Consider the following 15810-nt stretch of genomic DNA (forward strand, 5'->3'; position numbering starts at 1 on the left):
AAATACGACAGGCTTCGACTTGGCATCACGGTATAATCTGATGGTCGAATGATTTACATATATGAACCATGTGCGCCAATTTTAAGCCTTTAACCTTAGAGCAGTTGCATAATCTGGGATTGCCAGAAATTCCTTTTGAATATCCAGAGGAGGTCTATCCCAATTATGCTACACCGCTTTTATTTCATTCAGCTCAAGGACTGGAATGGCGTTCTGTGAATTTTGGACTCATTCCGAAATGGGCAGAAGACAAAACTATAGGCACCAAGACCTATAACGCCAGAAATGAAACCTTACTGCAAAAGCCCACTTTTGCTGAGGCCACTGCCAAATGTCATTTTGGCGTCATTCCGGTATCGGAATTTTATGAGTCCAAATATTTTGACAATAAACCGCAGCGTTGGGGTGTAAGACGTAAAGATGGTCAGGCGACTTTTATTGCAGCTGTGTATGAGATTGCTCGGGTACAAGGGGAAATTGTACGCTCTGCCAGTATGATTACCATGGATGCAATTGACCATCCCATGATGAAGGAGTTTCATGAGCCGGGTAATATCAAACGCTCGGTTATTGTGATTCCACAGCAGCGACTGCAAGAATGGCTAACGCTAAGGCATCCGGATATTCGTAGCTTTGTAGAGGGCTTTCCGGTAGAAGATTTTGAATGCTCACATGTACCAAAAGAAAAAATCAAAAAAGTCAGTCCACAACTGAACTTTTTTGATTTTTAGAAAGCTCTGGCGAATTATTTATTATTATAAAGTATGCGCCAATTCGCCAGCGTCTATTTAAAATAAAAAGTAGGTCTTTAACGAGCTAAATTTTTGAAAATATGACGTAAACTTTCCATGGTTTTTTCAATTTGCAAAGGCGTCAGGCCTTCAAATGACTGTTCCAGTACGACATTGGTCAGATCATTGATCTTATGTGTCATTTGCATGCCTTTGTCAGTCAAAAATACTCGGGTAATCCGTGCGTCATCCTCACATGAATAGGTTTCAACCAGACCTTCGTCTTTTAAGCGGTAGACAATTTTAGTCGTGGTCGACATTTTAGAAACAACCATCTCTGACAAATCAGAAACACTGGCATGCGGTTTGGCTTTTAGTGCAAGAAGGATGCGGCGGCGGGAATTGTCAACACCATACTTTTTTAGTGCATGATCGACATTAACGACGTATTGAGCATGAACCTGAGTTACCCAATAATATGGAAAGTTTTCTAAATTAAATTCTTCCGTACACGGCAAAAATTTTGCATATTTCTTAGTCATGAAATGTTCCTTGTATTTATTTTTCTAGGGCCCGTTCATTTTATGAAAAAGTTTATGCATATTTCAACCTTTATTTTAAAAATGTTAAAGCGCTAACACTTTTTAGTTTTGCTTAACATCCCAAGGAGTTGATCAGTTCTGCATGTGAGCCTTATCTGGCGCGAAGATTGTTCTTTAAAATCGGATGAAAGGCGATAATATTTTGTATAAATTTAATTCCTCATTATGTATTTCGTGAGTAGAAATGTTTTCCAAGACTTTTTATTGTTCTTAAGCAGCCTGTCTGAATAGGTTTTAATGCAAATAATTGTATTTCAATAAATTAATCGATTTAAGAAATATAGGGTGATTGAGTGGTTTTAGTCAATATAGTAAATGATTATTTACAGCTATATTTTTAAGTGATTGTTCTTTCAATAAAAAAATAGTTTATGCTCTAATCTTTAAGTGACCTTAAAAGTAATGGTCTAATCAAACTAAATTCTGTTTATTTTTAATTCAATTCGAATAAATGATGTAGAAAAAATTAAAATTAATCAGTTTCAGCATCAATCAGTTGATCATAAAAGTCTCAATAAAATCATGATCATGTAATTTTTTTGTAAATTAATACATTACAAAATACTCAGTTTATGCATAATGGAATAGTCTTAAGTTGCATAGGTTAAATTTTAATGGATCCCTCGCCGTGCGTTGATCTTCCATCTCTATTTCTAGCTTACTCGAACGGGGTCATTCTCTAATGGAATTTTTATTAGATCCCGGAATCTGGGTAGGTTTAATTACTCTTATTATTCTTGAAATTGTTTTAGGTATTGATAACCTAGTCTTCATTGCCATTCTGGCTGAAAAACTTCCTCCTGAACAACGCGATAAAGCACGTGTTATTGGTTTGTCTCTCGCATTATTCATGCGTCTAGGCCTGTTATTTGCCATTGCCTGGTTGGTCACTTTGACACAACCATTGATTACTGTGTTTGACTGGACCTTCTCCGGTCGGGACCTGATCTTGTTATTTGGTGGCTTGTTCCTGGTGTATAAGGCCGTTACTGAGCTGCATGAAAAGATTGAAGGTAAACCTGAAGTCACAGTGTCTACCAATGTGGTATATGCAAGTTTCACTGCTGTTGTTGCACAGATTGTTGTTTTAGATGCTGTTTTCTCTTTAGATTCAGTGATTACCGCCATTGGTATGGTCGACAATATTTATGTCATGATGGCTGCCATGATTGTCGCAATGGGCGTGATGCTACTGGCATCGAAACCATTGACCAACTTTGTGAATCGCCATCCAACCGTGGTGATTCTGTGTTTAAGCTTCCTACTTTTGATTGGTATCAGCCTGATTGCAGAAGGTTTTGGTTTCCATATTCCAAAAGGCTATATCTATTCAGGTATTGGTGTTGCGATCATAATCGAAGCATTCAACCAGTTCGGTCAGCGTAATGCTGCTAAACATGAATCCAAGATTCCTTTGCGTCATCGTACGGCTGACTCGATCCTGAAGTTAATGGGTGGCAAGCTAGAGACGACCGACAGTCAAAATAATCAGGCACAAGAAACCTTTGCAGATGAAGAACGCTATATGATTGGTGGGGTGCTTACCCTTGCAGAGCGTTCAGTCGCTTCGATCATGACGCCGCGCGGTCAGATTTCATGGGTTGATCTGGAAGATAGCCCAGAACAGATCCGTGAAAAGATTCTGTCTGTTCCACACAGCCTGTTTCCGGTATGTCGCGGTAGCCTGGATAAGGTAATTAGCGTAGTACGTGCCAAAGAATTACTGGATGTACTGGAAGAGCCGGAAGAGTTAAAAGCACTGATCAAACGTCATCGTCCAATTTATATCTTTGAAAAGATGAAAGTTATTGATGCAATCAATACCTTGCGTACTTCTAAAGGTTCTTTGGTGTTGGTGAGTGACGAGTTTGGTAATGTGCAGGGTCTGATTTCACCGCTAGATGTGTTTGAAGCAATTGCTGGTGAATTCCCGGATGCAGACGAACAGCTGGATCTGGTGAAAGTGGATGATACGCACTGGATCGCATCGGGCATGTTAGACTTGTATCAGCTTGAGCTGGAACTTGGCATGATTGATCTGATTGATGAAGATGCTGGTTATATCAGTGTGGCGGGTTTGATTCTGGATAAAACCAACAGTACGGTTGAAGTGGGTACCGAGTTAAATTATCAAGGTGTGCAGTTCAAAGTCACTGAAATTGAAAGCAATCGTATCAAGTCGGTCAGCATTCATTACGTAGGTTAAACAGGTGTTTTAAACACGTTATTTGTTCAAATTCTAAAAGTCAGTTGCTTTAGTGGCAGCTGGCTTTTTTAATGCATGTCTGTTGAATGTGGCTCATTAAAATAATATGAGCCTTCGTTTAAACTGATTTTTATCAGTTTATTCATACTATTAGTCATGTTCCCGATTGAGCTGAATATCCGGATATTGCAGTGAGATTTTGAAGCCGAAAAAGTCAAGTCAGCAATCGAAAATAAGCATGATCAAGCATCAAATATTGATTCATGTAACCTGTTAATCAAAACTTAAAAGTCATATTTAAATACTGACAAAAAATTGAACTACAATTCACATGAACTAGATTTGCATGATGCAAACAGATCTTAAGTAAAATGGAAACCGTTTGTGTGGAAATCACTAGATAAGTTGCATGAAGCCTACTCAGTTCAGAATAAAACTACTCAAAAATGATCTCCGAAAGAGCTAGGCAGAACATTTCTAAGGAGATCAATAGAGCAAATGAGCAGGATCAATCTAAATAGGGGCGTTTATCTATTCAAGAGAATAAACACCCTGTGAAGCGACCAGTAAACTAAATGGATTCTGGCAGAATTTTAAAGTTGGCGTATTTTCGGATTGTTTCAGTATTGAGTTGGTGGATTTCATCCAGAAAGGCGACATTAAAACTGCCTAACTGTTGTGCGCGTTCAAATGCCAATTGACCGGCAATGGCAAAATGTACATGTGCCGTTAATGCAGCAAGGGCTGGAGACGTTACTGCACTATAGGCAGCGATCAGTGCACCGAGTGCACATCCCATCGCCGTGATTCGGGGCTGTAAAGCAGAACCGCCTGACACCTGTATCACAGGGTAGTCTCTAGAAATAATGTAATCGGATTCACCGGAGATCGCGATACATTCACAATAATCCAGCAAACTTTGCGCCTGTAAATAAACATCTGCGCTGTCTACCGTGCTGTCTACACCCTTGGACTCAATCTGTTTACCGGCCAAGGCACCAATTTCAGAAGCATTGCCTCGTAAAATCGTAGGTTGAGAATGCATCAACTGATCTACGATGCCAGAACGCCAGTGCAGAACTGTTCCATAACCGACCGGATCAAGCACCCACGGTTTTTGCAATTGATGTGCAGTTTTCGCAGCAATCTGCATCGCCTGAACTTGCTCGGTGGTTGGTGTACCCAGATTCAGACTGATCGCTGCTGCAATCTTGGCAAAACTTTCAGCTTCAAAAGGATTGTCGATCATGGCCGGAGACGCATGTGCAGCCAGTACAATATTGGCGACATAGTTGCTGGCCACCGTATTGGTCATGATATGTACCAGAGGCTGCTGTTGCTGAAGTTTTAACCAGGCTTCACAGATCTGGTCCAGAAGTGTTTGCTGTAATGCTTGCATCGAAGTGGTCATCATGGTCATTTAGAATAAGAGAAAGATTCGTTGTATTCGGTCAGCGGGTAAAATAGTGGTCTTGATGCTTGCAGCTACGACAGAATAGGCTGACATAATCACTGGCATCATAATCCACCGACAGTTCCTGTGAGCCACAGTGCATACAACGTTTCTGGGAGTAGAATTTCAGGCGAGGTTCGATTTTGTGCCACGAACGCCACACCGGCTGAAAGAAGATATTTTCATCATAGCCCAAAAACCGATAAAACAGGATTTCGCTCATCTTGCTGAATGCCAGTTGCGGTGGACGTGGCAGGGTAGAGGTTTCCCATTTTTCCGTCACTGAACGTTCGCGATACTGCTGCAAGGTTTTTTTCAGCAGATTGGTATTAATAAAGTTTTCATTGCGGGGCTTGAGGGCTTTTTGTTTATATAGATATTCCAGCCCGGTCTGCACCAGATAATAAATCTGACCCACAGCCAGTACATCCAAAAGACGATAGCAAAAGGTCTGAAAGCTCTGATTTCCGGCAATTTGCACATTCCAGCTACGGCAATAGAATTGGGCAAACTGAATGATTTCTTCATATAGCAGGCAATAGAGTGCATCTTTGACTTCATCTGCACTTTTAAAGGGCACACCTTGGCTCAGGTTTTGATAAAACCAGTTGCGCAGCTGCTGGGTGATACTGAACAGGGTCGGTTCAGAATAACCATCCAGTCGCACATTAATATAATAATGCTGATTTTCCTGCTGGAGATCTTTGGGAATCAGAACCTGATCCCGGATCAGGCTTTTTACCAGACCATGTTGGAACAGATAGTTGGGACTGATGGAATAATATCGAATTTGATGCCAGTCAATATATTCGCGGTGCTGGCTATATTCCTGAACCTGTTCATCCAGAATCGCGAGTAAAAACAGTTTATTGATAAAACTGAGCTGATTCAGCTCAAGAACCGGCCGATCCTGCTTTTTATGATATTGACGGTTTTCCTGTAAACGGACTTCCTTGAGCATGCGTTTACGCTGCGCCAGACATTGTTCGCAATAACAATTGTGCTTTTGATCGGAGTAAAGCTGATGCTGGCAATGGCTGCATTCATGATAGCTCAGCTCCTGATCATATTGTTCTGCCTCAATCCAATACATCGATGCCTTACACAATGGGCAGTGAGTACTTTCATCAAGCTGTTTTTGCAGAACACTGAATACCATGGTCGCGAGCAACTCTAGAATGGAAGGGCATTTTATTATACACGGCTGATGAGATGCAAACGTAGTGGACTGGTGCAATTTTTCTAAATCAAAATTAGTCACCCAAACAAGAGAAGAGCTACCGAAGTAGCTCTGATTTTAAAAACATGAAATGACGTTTTTTAAACCGGGCAGGGTAATGTGTCGTCCTCCTCGCCGCGGTGTTTGGCATGAATTAAGGCCTGAACCTTTTTAGAGGGCACTTTTTTGGCACCGAGTGCATCGTAGGTGTTGAGAATGGCAGTCACTTCATGGGCCTGAAGCGGAATGCCTTCACAGCTCATCAACAGGGCAATCACTTTATGGTCAATATTGGCCTGATCCAGGGTCTGCAAAGTTTTGATATTTTCGATCCGTACAACATGCTGTTTTAAATACATGGCTCACCTCATCATCGTTATCATTATTCTTTCATTGGAAGTGTGGAAAAACACAGTTTAACTGTAGCAAGAAGTGTGCTCATTTATTAATCAGAATTTATTCGGTACTCAGCAAATAAAATTATATATTTTTAAATCAGTTATTTATGAAAATGTCAGAAATTATGATCCTGACTATTTTTATGGCACAGATATTTCTTATGTAGAGCCGAGTGCTGCCCATTTAGGCAGAATGCATTGAAAGTGGTGCATGAAATGCCCATATTAGATCTAACAATACAAATGCACAGACAGCGTTTAAAACTTGGCGTATGATTTTGACATGAACAATGTCGAACACGATAAAAGATTAGGACAGGACATGAATATTGCGGCAAACCCGGTGATCGAAGCGGATCAAACCATTTATTTAAAAGACTATCAAAAACCTTCCTTTATTGTTGATTCCATCGACCTGAATATTCAAGTCTATAGTGACCACAGTCTGGTCAGCAGCAAGCTGGAGATGCAGCGCCAAACTGCTGGCGATCTGGTTCTGCTTGGCCGCGATCTAGAGCTGCAATCGATTAAGTTAAATGGTCAAACCCTGAATGCCAGTGACTACCACTTGGATGCTGAACAGCTGGTCATTGCCAATGCACCTGATCAAGTGTTGCTTGAAATTGTGGTTAAAATCCACCCTGAAAGTAATACGATGCTGGAAGGTTTATATCAGGCCAGTTCAGATCTGTTTGTGACCCAAAATGAACCAGAAGGGTTCCGTAAAATTACTTTCTATCCAGACCGTCCAGATGTGTTGTCGGTCTTTACGACGCGTGTCGAAGCAGATAAGAAATATCCGGTTTTGCTTGCAAATGGTAACCTGCTGGAAACAGGTGAAGTCGATGCCAATCGTCATTATGCCATCTGGCAGGATCCGACCAAGAAACCGAGCTATTTGTTCGCCTGTGTCATTGGTGATTTGGCAGTGATGAAAGATTCTTATGTCACATCGGAAGGCCGCAATGTAGCTCTGGAAATCTATGCAGAAGAAAAAGATATTCCAAAATGCAAAATCGCCATGGAAGCGCTCAAACATTCCATGCGCTGGGATGAGGAGCATTATGGTCTGCCTTATGATCTGGATAACTACATGATCGTGGCGACCAGTGCATTCAACATGGGTGCCATGGAAAATAAAGGTCTGAATATCTTCAATACTTCATGCGTGCTGGCCGATGAAGAGTACACCACTGATGCCGCAATCATGCGAGTGCAGTCAGTCATTGCACATGAATATTTCCATAACTGGACTGGTAACCGGATTACCTGTCGTGACTGGTTCCAGTTATGTTTGAAAGAAGGCTTGACTGTATTCCGTGACCAGTCTTTCTCGGAAGATTTACAGTCGGCTGCGGTACAACGTATTGATGATGTAGCAGTTCTCAAAGCGCATCAGTTCCCGGAAGATTCAGGGCCGCTGTCGCATCCACCGCGTCCGGATCATTTTGTAGAAATTAACAACTTCTATACTGCCACTGTTTATGAAAAAGGTGCGGAAATTAACCGCATGATGGCGACCTTGCTTGGCAAGGAAAAATTCCGTCAGGGAACCGATGAATATTTCCGCCGTCATGATGGTCAGGCGGTAACAGTTGAGGATTGGGTGGCCGCGCTTACAGCAGGTTCAGGTGTGGATCTTTCAAACTTCCTGACCTGGTACAACCAGCCAGGTACGCCTAAATTGCAAGTAAAAGCTGAGTACGATGTTGAGACCCAAATCTATCGTCTTCACTTCAAGCAAAGCCTGAAACCGCATGCCAAATACCCGAATCTGAAAGCAGTACCCATTCCAGTCGCTTTGGCATTGTTTGATGCTGAAACAGGTGAGCAGCTAACGTTGAACTCTGAGGCACTCTTTGAAAATGGCGTGAAAGATGGCGTGTATCTGTTTGATCAGGATGAGGCAACGATCGAATTTAGCGGTGTGACAGCAAAACCAGTGGTGTCCTTGCTGCGTAATTTCTCTGCACCAGTGAATCTGGACTTTGACTATTCAGAAAAAGAGCTGGCTTTCCTGTTGCAATATGAAACGAATGGTTTTAACCAGTGGCAAGCAACTCAGACCTTACTCGAGCGTATCTTGCTGGATGACCAGCCTGCAGAAATTTATATCGAGGCTATGCTCAATACCTTGCCGGATGTGATTGAGAAAGATCCGCTGTTGGCATCACGTCTGTTTGATGTACCGTCGGAAGGTTATTTAGGTAGCCGTATTGATCAGGATTATAATCCGGTCATGATTCAGGAAAAGCGTGAGGCTTTGCTGCATACCTTGGCACGTGCTTTTGGAGAAACAGCGAAAGAAACTTATCTCAATCTGGATCCTGATCTGCAATCTGAATTCTCACAAGCGATGGGTGTGCGTGCTTTAAGAAATATTATGCTGACGATGATGGCTCGTCAGGGAGATGCATTTGCCTTTGATTTAGCCTATGAGCAATATCACACGGGGAATATGTCTGAACGTTTGGGTGCGCTGAAAGTCTTGGTCTGGAATGATGCACCACAAGCAGAAGAAGCTTTGGCAGATTTCTATAGCCGCTTTGAAGATGAAGCCTTGTCTTTAGACCAATGGTTTATGGTTCAGGCAGCACATCCAAAAGCAACGGATGCAACGATTGCGTATCTGACCCAGCATCCGGATTATGATCTGGCTGTGCCTAACCGTATCCGTGCAGTGAGCGGGGGGCTGAATGCTAATCCGGTCAATACCTGGAGCTTTGGCGTGCAGCATTTTATTGGACTGGCAAAATATCTGGACGAGAAAAATCCGATTGTAGGCTCACGTTTGCTACAGGTATTGTCACGCTGGTATACCTTGGCAGAACCGCAACGCAGTGAAGTGAAAGCACAGCTTGAAACCTTAAAGCCACTGGTTAAATCTAAAAATGTGTCTGAGACACTCAATAGTATGCTCAGCGTATAACATCAATATTCATAAAAAACCGGATCGACCTGATCCGGTTTTTTATTTCCTGTTTATTTCAAACGCTGGCTTTAAATACAGTTGAATTTCTCTAAAGGCTTAGGTAAGTACTAAAGGGTGTTACAGTATGATTATACGGAAAAGAGTATTTGTTTATTAAGCTGTAAGCTAGGTAAAGGGATCTACAGATTCGCTTACTAGAGGTTGTCCAAGATATGTTAGTGAAAATTGAAGATGGTTTTTATTTAAATAGCCAGCATATTATTGCCGTACATGTCAGCAAGAATCCTGAAAATGGCTTACTTGAAATCTCCATTCAATATACGCCGCATTCCATTCAGCAGGTCGGAGAATACAAAAAAGTATTTCAAAGCCAGCTTGATGCTGAAATTTTCTTAAGTGAGTTAAATCAAAAACTTCGCTAAAAGCCTGCATCATACAGGCTTTGATCAAGCATCTTATTGTCTGACGATGAGTACTGGAATAGAGGAAAGTGCCAGAACATTTTGAGCGACACTGCCCAGCATAAGTTTTTGCAGACCTTTACGACCATGTGAACCCATAATGATCATATCGGTCGGGGATTCATTTGCAGCCTGCATAATGCCTTCTGACGGTGCCATGCCATGCAGGATTTTTGTCGTCACCTGGATGCCATCACGAACAAAGTTCAGTTTCAGTTCATTTAAACGATCAAGTGCATTTTGTTCTGCATGCATAAAGTAATCTGTGACTGCTGGAGCAACTTTGTAAAAATCTACGCCCTTAAAGGGATCTACCGCAATCACACTGAGTAAAGTGACATGGCTATGAAATACTTTGGCCAGTTCCAGGGCGTGATCTGCGGCAGCATAGGAAATCGAGGACTCATCGAGTGCTACGAGAAGATGATCATAGTTATTCATGGTGCTTCCTCATATTTATTATTGCAGTAAGCGGGGGGTGGTTTGAGCGAGTAAATCTCCACAGCATGTTTTGCTAGAGGTTCAAATGTAAAGTAGCAAGTACTGCGCATCTTGAAGATGCGCAGCGTCAGGATTATTTTTTCACGATCAGTACGGGAATTTCACTCGCACCCAATACATCTTGTGCAAAGCTGCCCAGAATCATTTTCTGGAAGCCTTTACGGCCATGAGAACCCATAACAATCAGGTCTGCTTTCACTTCACCCGCGGTTTCAGCAATATGCTCTGCATTGACTAAACCTGTGACAATGCGGGATTGCGCTTCAATACCTTCACCGGCTGCGATGGCAGTGGCTTCTTTCAAGGCCTTTTTGGCATTGGCATGTGCCTCGATAAAATATTCCTTCATGATGGAGGAGCTGTAATAGAAATCAGCCTCGGTAAAAGGATCTTCTGCGATCAGGCTGATTAGGGAAAGCTGACTACCGAATGCCTTGGCAATTTTGGCAGCATGTCGTACTGCAGAAAAGGAAATTTCTGAACCGTCCACTGGGACTAAAATATGTTGATAAGCCATGGCTTTTCTCCGCAGGTTGTCTGATTTTTAGGCTTGGTTTATTGATAGCACAGTGCTGTGGCGGGTGCAATTGCAAAAAAGCGGTAAAATTGAAAAAACTTATTAAATTACAAATATTTTTCATGTAAAAGTGATGAAAAAAACAGAGTAAAAAACTCGGATTTACAGTTTTAATGATCAAAAATAAGAGGATGAATAGTCCTCGTTTGCAGCAGGATGGTTTAAACTGCCGTAGCCTGTTTTTAGATCATGTATAGGGGACTGTTTTGAGGTTTTTTGCCATTCATCTTTTGCTCATAAGTTCAGTTATTCTTTCCGGCTGTCAGACCGCACAGAACAGTAAAGTCATTGCCGGTGCTTTTAACCTGACCACAGGCTTGCAGCAAAAAGTGATGGATCGTTATGCACCTAGTGCGGTTATCGTGCAGCAGAATATTGCCTATGCGCCGCAACAGAAATTATCTCTGGATCTGTATCAGCCGCAGAATATTGCCAGTATTGGCCCACGACCGACCATTGTCTGGATTCATGGCGGCGGCTGGATTTCAGGTTCTAAAGAACATGCACGGGGTTATTTCAAGCTGCTGGCGGCACAGGGCTATAACGTGGTATCCGTGCAATATCAGTTTGCGCCACAAGTGACCTATCCAAGCCAGTTACACCAGATCAATCAGGCACTTGAATTTCTCGATACCTATGCAGACACCTACCAAATCGATGCCCAGAACTTATATCTGGCCGGAGATTCTGCCGGGGCGAATATGGCCAGCCATTACGCCGCGCTTTTGACCAATCCTGTATTTGCCGACCAATCCGGTATTCAGCCTCATCTGCAACCTACGCAGCTTAAAGGTTTAATCTTGCATTGTGGAATTTATGACTTGGAAGCATTTGCCAGCACAGCACCTGAAGAAATGAAAATTATCGAATGGGGTGTCTTTAACCTGATTCAGGCTTATACCGGCGATCGTAAACATGATGCCGAGTTTTTAAAGCAGATTTCTCCGATTCAGTATATTACGCCGTCTTATCCGCCAGTGTTCATCAGTGGCGGGAACAAGGATTTTCTGACCGATACTCAGTCGCTACCATTTGTAAAAGCTTTGAAGGAACAGCAGGTTCCTGTGACTGAAATATTTTATCCAGAGTCTAAGGCCTGGCTCATTCATGAATATCAGTTTTTTATGGGAAAAAAGGAAAGTCAGCAAACCTTTGTCAGAACCCTGGATTTTTTACATCAGCTTTCCCCTTGAAGAGAAAACGGTGCAAAATGAATCTCTCAAGATTGATCATGTCAGATCGTCCCGACAGCAAGCATTGAAAAATTGTTTGGAGTTTAAAAAATGAATCCTGTCTCATGGGCATATTTGTTGTTAGCGTTGGCTATTATTGCCGAAGTGACTGGATCAACATTTCTGGTGAAGTCAGAAGGCTTTACCCGATTATGGCCATCTCTGGCAGTAGTCATTTTATTCTGTATTGCGTTTTATTTGCTGTCTCAGGTCATTAAAGTAATTCCTTTAGGTATTGCCTATGCGATCTGGGCGGGAGTAGGCATCGTTCTTACGGCAATCGTAGGCTATGTAATCTTTAAGCAGGCGCTGGATGTGCCCGCTTTTATCGGGATTGCACTGATCATTTCCGGTGTGGTGGTGATTAACCTGTTTTCCCAAACTGCCGGGCATTAAAAAGGCAGCAAAAGTAATTGCCTCATTTCTACAATAAGCTTACGCCACTTGCGGTTTAAGCTTAAACAGCAAATAAACCGTCAAACCAAGTAGCAGTCCCCAGAAAGCTGAACCAATACCGAAAAACTGAATATTAGAGGCACTAAACAGGAATGTCATCAGTGCTGCTTCACGGTCATGACTGTCCTGAAAAGCCAGCGCGATATTGTGGCCAATGGTGCCAAACAGGGCAATGCCTGCCAATACTGTAATCAGAATCCCCGGAAAAGCCATTAGTACACTGGTCAAGGTCGCAGCAAAAAAACCCATCAGGATATAAAACAGGCCGCAGCTCATACCGGCAATATAACGTTTGGCCGGATCAGGATGCGCTTGGACATCCAGGCTGACCGCCGCACTGATTGCGGCAAGATTGACACTAAAACAGCCAAATGGTGCCAACATCGTCTGTGTAATACCCGTCCAGCCTAGAATAGAATTTACTTTCGGGGGATAACCATAACTTTTGATGACGGCCAAGCCAGGCAGGTATTGCGATGCCAGATTAATCACCATTAACGGTAAGGCTAATCCTAAAACAGCCTGCAAACTAAATTCAGGTGTAATCCATACCGGCTGGGCAATACTCCAGTTCAGCTGTGGAATAGTAAAATTAATAAAGAACGGACAAAGGGCAATAGCCATTAACACGGTAATCACGATGCTATAGCGCGTACTCAGTTTTTTGGAAACCAGATAAATCGCCAGTACACAAAGCACAAATTCCCATGACTGTTGCAAACTACCAAACACAGAGATACCAAATTTCAGCAAGACACCTGCCAGCATAGCACTGGTCAAACTTTGTGGAATAAACTGGAAAATTCGCTCGAAAATTCCAAAAAATCCTAGACAAGCGATCAGAATGCCAGAAATCAGAAAAGCGCCAATTGCTTCCCCCAGACTATAGTGACCGGCAGAAGCAATGACCAGCGCCAGACCGGCAGTCGACCAGGCGGTTGAAATCGGATAGCGATATTTCCAGGAAAGCAGAAACCCGGAAACTCCAATGCCGATACCCAGTGCCCACAACCAGGAACTGATCTGTGCCTGATTGGCACCCAGGCTTTGCGCAGCTTCAATAACCAGTACGGCAGAAACACTGATACCAATCATGCAGGTAATAAAACCGGCCATGATGGCGGGAAAGGAGAGATCTTGTAAAAGTTTTGGCATCATCCATGACACTATTTTTAAATGCGTTTAAATCATACGCTTTTCACGTATCAACACAATGTTTTTAACAATTTTATCCAGAGGTCTGCTGGCTTGAAGCCGGTCATTGCTAGAAAGTTGAAGTCGCCAGTTTAAGGCCAAAACCGCAAAACAGGATCCCAACCGCCGCGACACAGCTGGCAGTCACTTTATAGTTCTGATTGAAATAGGAGGCCAGTTTTACACCAGAAAAAATCAGGATCGACAGATAGGTCATACTGATCAATTGCAAGATTACAGCCAGAAGCGTGAATGTCAGGGCTGGATAAGGATAGGCAGGATCTACAAACTGCACAAAAAAAGACAGATAAAACAGAATCGCTTTGGGATTTAAAATACTGATTGTGAGCGCTGTACGAAAGGGCTGAACAGATTCTACCGTATCTGGAGTCGTCTTTTTAATCTGGACGCGTTGTGATGACTTTTCCGGAAAGAAAGTCTGGTAGGCCGCAATGATTAGCTTGATACCCAAGTAACTGAGATAGATCGCTCCAATAACTTTCAGTGCAATAAACAGTACCGGAAAGGCATGCAGTAAAGAAGCTGCTCCCAATGCTGTACATATAATCAGGATCAGATCGCCCGTATAAACCCCCAAGGCACCCATATATCCCGTCTTAATCCCAAAGCGCGAAGCAATCGACATGACATACAGGGAATTCGGCCCGGGCAGTAGCACAATCAACGTGGTTCCAATGATAAAGGTCGTTAGATCTGTGATACCAAACACGAAAAACTCGCATGAACAAAAAAGCCGATGCGGCATTATAGCAACATCGGCTTGGAGAAATTTGCTAAATTTTCTTTAAATCTCAGTGGTACTCAGGAAAGTTTCACGTAATAAAGCAGCCAGTTGCTCACGGGCTTTAATGAAACCGTCAATGCCGCCTTGCAATAATTCACTGGCCATCGGATCCTGTTTCAGTTGTGCTTCAAAATCGGCAGGGCTGATTGGACTGAGTTCACCTTGAACTTGAATATCTTTGGCTGAGAGTTGAGCTCGCACTTCACGTTGATCATTTTCTAGTTCGGCCAATAAATTTGGCGCTACCGTGAGCAGATCACAGCCGCTTAAGCCCAGTACCTGATCAATACTTCGGAAGCTGGCGCCCATGATTTCAGTCTGAATACCATGTGCTTTATAGAACTCATAAATACGCTTAACTGATAAGACCCCCGGATCTTGTTCAATCGGGTAAGACTCAACGCCTTCAGCTTTTTTGTACCAGTCCAGAATACGGCCGACAAAAGGCGAGATTAGAGTCACTTTGGCATCGGCACAGGCATGGGCCTGATGCTGACCAAATAATAAAGTCAGGTTGGTATGAATCCCTTCTTCTTCCAGTGCTTTTGCTGCTTGAATGCCTTCCCAGGTAGACGCGATCTTGATCAGGATGCGGTCTGAATCAATTCCATATTGCGCATAAAGTGCCAGCAACTCTTTGGCTTTGGCAATCGTGGCTTCAGTATTAAAAGACAGGGAAGCATCGACTTCTGTTGAAACACGGCCTTCAATGAGTTTTAAGATTTCTACACCGAATTTGACCGTCAAAATATCAATGGTACGTTCAATCAGGGCGTCATCTGTATAGCCTTCTTGCTGGGCTTGCTGAAAAGCAGCTTCAATCAAGGCCTGATTTTCAGGTTGTTTCGCTGCTGCAGTAATCAGCGATGGATTGGTGGTTGCATCAAGCGGACGAAATTTTTCAATGGCACTCAAATCACTGCTGTCTGCCACAATGGTCGTCAAGTTTTTTAATTGGTTTAATGCAGTTAATGTCATTACGATCTAGTTCTATGGTTATTGCTTATGCTTTCTTATATATCATAAATGGCCGGTTTACCAAG

General features: G+C 42.7%; 15 protein-coding genes. 6 read left to right on the forward strand and 9 right to left on the reverse strand.

From position 1 onward, the window contains the following. Nucleotides 1–68: 68 nt before the first annotated feature. Complete coding sequence (locus H0S56_RS05740; RefSeq protein WP_005247305.1) at nucleotides 69–731, forward strand: SOS response-associated peptidase family protein; 663 nt, start codon at nucleotides 69–71, stop codon at nucleotides 729–731. A gap of 77 nt (nucleotides 732–808) precedes the next feature. On the opposite strand, the gene H0S56_RS05745 is transcribed toward H0S56_RS05740, so the two are convergent. Then, a complete protein-coding gene (locus H0S56_RS05745) occupies nucleotides 809–1273 on the reverse strand; it encodes a MarR family winged helix-turn-helix transcriptional regulator (protein WP_004278843.1) in 465 nt (154 codons plus the stop codon). Nucleotides 1274–2015: 742 nt separating this feature from the next. Between H0S56_RS05745 and H0S56_RS05750 the strand changes: the two genes are divergently transcribed. Then, nucleotides 2016–3539, forward strand: coding sequence for a TerC family protein (locus H0S56_RS05750; protein ID WP_195725866.1), 1524 nt, complete (start codon nucleotides 2016–2018; stop codon nucleotides 3537–3539). Between the two features lie 571 nt (nucleotides 3540–4110). Here H0S56_RS05750 and thiM read toward each other — a convergent pair. From thiM to H0S56_RS05765, 3 genes are all read right to left on the reverse strand, one after another. Next, entirely contained in the window at nucleotides 4111–4959 is an 849-nt protein-coding gene (gene thiM / locus H0S56_RS05755; RefSeq protein WP_195725867.1) for a hydroxyethylthiazole kinase, read from the reverse strand. Nucleotides 4960–4990: 31 nt separating this feature from the next. Then, nucleotides 4991–6151 (reverse strand): hypothetical protein, encoded by a 1161-nt coding sequence (locus tag H0S56_RS05760; protein ID WP_005106588.1) that lies wholly within the window; start codon nucleotides 6149–6151, stop codon nucleotides 4991–4993. 161 nt (nucleotides 6152–6312) lie between these two features. Beyond that, nucleotides 6313–6570: a hypothetical protein gene (locus H0S56_RS05765; protein WP_004278839.1), complete on the reverse strand. Its 258-nt coding sequence runs from the start codon at nucleotides 6568–6570 to the stop codon at nucleotides 6313–6315. Nucleotides 6571–6931: 361 nt separating this feature from the next. On the opposite strand from H0S56_RS05765, the gene pepN reads away from it, so the two are divergent. Further along, on the forward strand, nucleotides 6932–9538 hold the full coding sequence (gene pepN, locus H0S56_RS05770; RefSeq protein ID WP_195726056.1) for an aminopeptidase N: 2607 nt from the start codon (nucleotides 6932–6934) through the stop codon (nucleotides 9536–9538). A 215-nt stretch (nucleotides 9539–9753) separates the two neighbouring features. Next, complete coding sequence (locus H0S56_RS05775) at nucleotides 9754–9963, forward strand: hypothetical protein (protein WP_004278836.1); 210 nt, start codon at nucleotides 9754–9756, stop codon at nucleotides 9961–9963. 33 nt (nucleotides 9964–9996) lie between these two features. On the opposite strand, the gene H0S56_RS05780 is transcribed toward H0S56_RS05775, so the two are convergent. Then, nucleotides 9997–10443: a universal stress protein gene (locus tag H0S56_RS05780; RefSeq protein WP_004278835.1), complete on the reverse strand. Its 447-nt coding sequence runs from the start codon at nucleotides 10441–10443 to the stop codon at nucleotides 9997–9999. Between the two features lie 133 nt (nucleotides 10444–10576). Beyond that, nucleotides 10577–11020: a universal stress protein gene (locus H0S56_RS05785; protein WP_004278834.1), complete on the reverse strand. Its 444-nt coding sequence runs from the start codon at nucleotides 11018–11020 to the stop codon at nucleotides 10577–10579. A gap of 266 nt (nucleotides 11021–11286) precedes the next feature. Between H0S56_RS05785 and H0S56_RS05790 the strand changes: the two genes are divergently transcribed. Both H0S56_RS05790 and H0S56_RS05795 read left to right on the forward strand, forming a co-directional pair. Next, nucleotides 11287–12273 carry an alpha/beta hydrolase gene (locus tag H0S56_RS05790; RefSeq protein ID WP_195725868.1) on the forward strand — a complete coding sequence of 329 codons (987 nt, stop codon included), beginning with the start codon at nucleotides 11287–11289 and terminating at the stop codon, nucleotides 12271–12273. 90 nt (nucleotides 12274–12363) lie between these two features. Then, on the forward strand, nucleotides 12364–12708 hold the full coding sequence (locus tag H0S56_RS05795; protein ID WP_195725869.1) for an SMR family transporter: 345 nt from the start codon (nucleotides 12364–12366) through the stop codon (nucleotides 12706–12708). Nucleotides 12709–12747: 39 nt separating this feature from the next. Here H0S56_RS05795 and H0S56_RS05800 read toward each other — a convergent pair whose 3' ends face one another. The 3 genes from H0S56_RS05800 to tal form a co-directional block, all read right to left on the reverse strand. After that, entirely contained in the window at nucleotides 12748–13923 is a 1176-nt protein-coding gene (locus tag H0S56_RS05800) for a benzoate/H(+) symporter BenE family transporter (protein ID WP_195726057.1), read from the reverse strand. A gap of 109 nt (nucleotides 13924–14032) precedes the next feature. Then, entirely contained in the window at nucleotides 14033–14692 is a 660-nt protein-coding gene (leuE, locus tag H0S56_RS05805; RefSeq protein ID WP_004278829.1) for a leucine efflux protein LeuE, read from the reverse strand. 75 nt (nucleotides 14693–14767) lie between these two features. Next, on the reverse strand, nucleotides 14768–15745 hold the full coding sequence (tal, locus tag H0S56_RS05810) for a transaldolase (RefSeq protein WP_195725870.1): 978 nt from the start codon (nucleotides 15743–15745) through the stop codon (nucleotides 14768–14770). Nucleotides 15746–15810: the final 65 nt, after the last annotated feature.

The organism is Acinetobacter lwoffii (genome assembly GCF_015602705.1).
GTDB lineage: Bacteria > Pseudomonadota > Gammaproteobacteria > Pseudomonadales > Moraxellaceae > Acinetobacter > Acinetobacter lwoffii_E.

Excerpts from the sequence above, each read along its gene's own strand:
- H0S56_RS05740 (WP_005247305.1), top strand. The coding sequence starts at position 69 with ATGTGCGCCAATTTTAAGCCTTTAACCTTAGAGCAGTTGCATAATCTG.
- H0S56_RS05745 (WP_004278843.1), bottom strand. The coding sequence starts at position 1,273 with ATGACTAAGAAATATGCAAAATTTTTGCCGTGTACGGAAGAATTTAAT.
- H0S56_RS05750 (WP_195725866.1), top strand. The coding sequence starts at position 2,016 with ATGGAATTTTTATTAGATCCCGGAATCTGGGTAGGTTTAATTACTCTT.
- thiM (WP_195725867.1), bottom strand. The coding sequence starts at position 4,959 with ATGACCATGATGACCACTTCGATGCAAGCATTACAGCAAACACTTCTG.
- H0S56_RS05760 (WP_005106588.1), bottom strand. The coding sequence starts at position 6,151 with ATGGTATTCAGTGTTCTGCAAAAACAGCTTGATGAAAGTACTCACTGC.
- H0S56_RS05765 (WP_004278839.1), bottom strand. The coding sequence starts at position 6,570 with ATGTATTTAAAACAGCATGTTGTACGGATCGAAAATATCAAAACTTTG.
- pepN (WP_195726056.1), top strand. The coding sequence starts at position 6,932 with ATGAATATTGCGGCAAACCCGGTGATCGAAGCGGATCAAACCATTTAT.
- H0S56_RS05775 (WP_004278836.1), top strand. The coding sequence starts at position 9,754 with ATGTTAGTGAAAATTGAAGATGGTTTTTATTTAAATAGCCAGCATATT.
- H0S56_RS05780 (WP_004278835.1), bottom strand. The coding sequence starts at position 10,443 with ATGAATAACTATGATCATCTTCTCGTAGCACTCGATGAGTCCTCGATT.
- H0S56_RS05785 (WP_004278834.1), bottom strand. The coding sequence starts at position 11,020 with ATGGCTTATCAACATATTTTAGTCCCAGTGGACGGTTCAGAAATTTCC.
- H0S56_RS05795 (WP_195725869.1), top strand. The coding sequence starts at position 12,364 with ATGAATCCTGTCTCATGGGCATATTTGTTGTTAGCGTTGGCTATTATT.
- H0S56_RS05800 (WP_195726057.1), bottom strand. The coding sequence starts at position 13,923 with ATGCCAAAACTTTTACAAGATCTCTCCTTTCCCGCCATCATGGCCGGT.
- tal (WP_195725870.1), bottom strand. The coding sequence starts at position 15,745 with ATGACATTAACTGCATTAAACCAATTAAAAAACTTGACGACCATTGTG.